The following is a 2,216-nucleotide window of genomic DNA, read 5'->3' as shown; positions in this document are numbered from 1 at the left end:
AAGATTATGACATCGTGGTTTCATATTTGGAGGGACCCACGTCCAGAATCGTGGCGGGTTGTGACAAGCCGGATGTCAAAAAGGTCGGCTGGCTGCACATTGAACTGAACACGCCGGCCCTTGCGGCCCGGGGCTTTCGTAGTCCGAAGGAGGCAAAATATTTCTATGACCGATTTGACCGGTTAGTGGCGGTATCCAACAACGTAAAAGCATGCTTCTTGCAAAATCTGCCCGTAGAAACGCCCATTGATGTGCTGTATAACACCAATGAGACGGAGCAAATCAGAGAACTTGCAAAGATTGTGCCTGACGGTATGCGCTTTCCGAAAAAGGAGCCGGTCATCAGAGTTTGTTCCGTGGCAAAGCTGATGAAAACCAAGGGCTTTGACCGGCTTCTGAATGTACATAGAAGGCTGCTGGATGAAGGGTATCCCCATAAGATTTATATCCTCGGTATTGGCGAAGAAATGAGATACCTCGAAGCAAAGATTCATGAATATGGCGCGGAAGACAGCTTCCTCCTGTTGGGATTTCAGGATAATCCCTACCAATATGTATCCCGCTGTGACTTGTATGTTTGTTCTTCCCGGCGGGAGGGCTTTTCAACTGCCGTGACGGAAGCGCTGATCGTCGGAACGCCGGTGGTCAGCACGGACTGTTCCGGGGCCCGGGAGCTGCTCGGGGACCATGACGAGTATGGCCTGGTGGTGGAAAACAGTGAAGAAGGAATCTACCGGGGCATGAAGAAGATGCTTTCCGATCCCGCTTTGCTGGCACACTACCGGGAAAAGGCCAAAGAAAGAGGTAAATCATTCAGCCGCGAGCAGACGGTGAAAGCGGTTGAGGATATGCTGGAGCAGCTGTAACACGGACGCTGGTTCATATTAAGTGCTATGGGAGAAGTAACATACTGAATTTATTGAAACCTCACTTAACAGTTCAAAGGAGAATGCACATGAACATTGTATATTCCAGTGATGAAAACTATGCTCAACATCTTTGTGTGTCATTGGTGTCATTACTAGAGAACAATAAAGAAGACCTTTCGATGAATTTGTTTATTATATCTAATAAGATATCTGATGCTTCTAAAGATAAAATTTCAGATGTTGCAAAGCGATACGGAAAAAAGATTGAGTGGATAGATTTTTTGCCGTTTCAAAGCGAATTAAACTTAGATATGGAATGGCCTATTTCTATCAGTTCTTATGCACGCCTTTTTATTGCGGAGATGTTGCCTGCTTGGTGCAAGAAAGTCATTTATCTAGATTGTGATACAGTTGTTTGTAGCTCGTTGTCAGGAATGTGGGCAGTAGAAATGAAGAACTGCTCTGTGGCGGGAGTCGAGGATTTGATACAGAACGAATTTAAAGAAAAAATTGGTATGAATCTTGCTGATCACTATATAAATGCAGGAATTCTCCTGATAGACCTGCAAAAATGGAGAGAGAAAAATCAGGGAAAACTTTTTCTTGATTTTATTAATGATTATAAAGGTCGAGTAACGCATCATGATCAAGGTGTCATTAATGGCACTTTACATCAAGAATGTTTAATTTTACCCCCGCAGTACAATGTAATGACGCCTTTTTTTACGAAAAAATATAATGATATACGAAGTTTTTATCAATTGGCACAATATTATTCTGAAGAGGAAATTCAGCGTGCAACCACGAAACCTGTTATTATTCATTACACACCAGAATGTGTAGGTCGAGTTTGGGAATATGATTGCAAACATCCAAAAGTCGATTTATACAGAAAATATTTAGATCTTACCCCATGGAAAGGAAATCTTATGCACGCAAAAAAAATACCGCTGAAATTACATATTTTGTACTGGATGCAAAAGAATTTACCAATAACCGTTATTAGTTTTCTCTTGAAATTTAAACGAGCAATTGATACAGGGAAAAAAACATGAAGATTTGCTTCTTAGTATCTGACCTGTCTTGGAGCGGCGGTACGATTAAAATGACATCACTTTTATCAAATGCATTATCTCACAGACATGAAGTATACATATTGAGTCTGCATCAAGAACGCGATTTTTGCCTTTTTCCTGTGAAAAAAAATGTGTGTCATATTGTACTCACGCCAACAATAGACAGACTTTGTATTCTGACTCAAATTAAAGAGATACACCAATTTATCAAGCAAAATCAAATCGACTGTGTGATCAATGTGGATACGGGCATGAGCATTTACGGGATTCC

The 2,216-nt window shown here is 41.3% G+C and carries 3 protein-coding genes; all 3 read left to right on the top strand.

Features of this window, described 5'->3' with window-relative positions; translation table 11 throughout:
* Positions 1–866, top strand: an 866-nt coding sequence (locus QZZ35_RS11320) for a glycosyltransferase (protein WP_291237500.1), incomplete at its 5' end; no start/stop codon positions are given.
* 89 nt (positions 867–955) lie between these two features.
* Positions 956–1,924 (top strand): glycosyltransferase family 8 protein, encoded by a 969-nt coding sequence (locus QZZ35_RS11315; protein WP_291237499.1) that lies wholly within the window; start codon positions 956–958, stop codon positions 1,922–1,924.
* On the top strand, positions 1,921–2,216 hold a 296-nt coding region (locus QZZ35_RS11310), incomplete at its 3' end, for a hypothetical protein (RefSeq protein WP_291237498.1). The genes QZZ35_RS11315 and QZZ35_RS11310, both read left to right, overlap by 4 nt.

This window comes from Frisingicoccus sp. (genome assembly GCA_016298055.1).
Taxonomy (GTDB): domain Bacteria; phylum Bacillota; class Clostridia; order Lachnospirales; family Lachnospiraceae; genus Frisingicoccus.
This window is presented reverse-complemented; position numbering and strand designations above follow the sequence as displayed.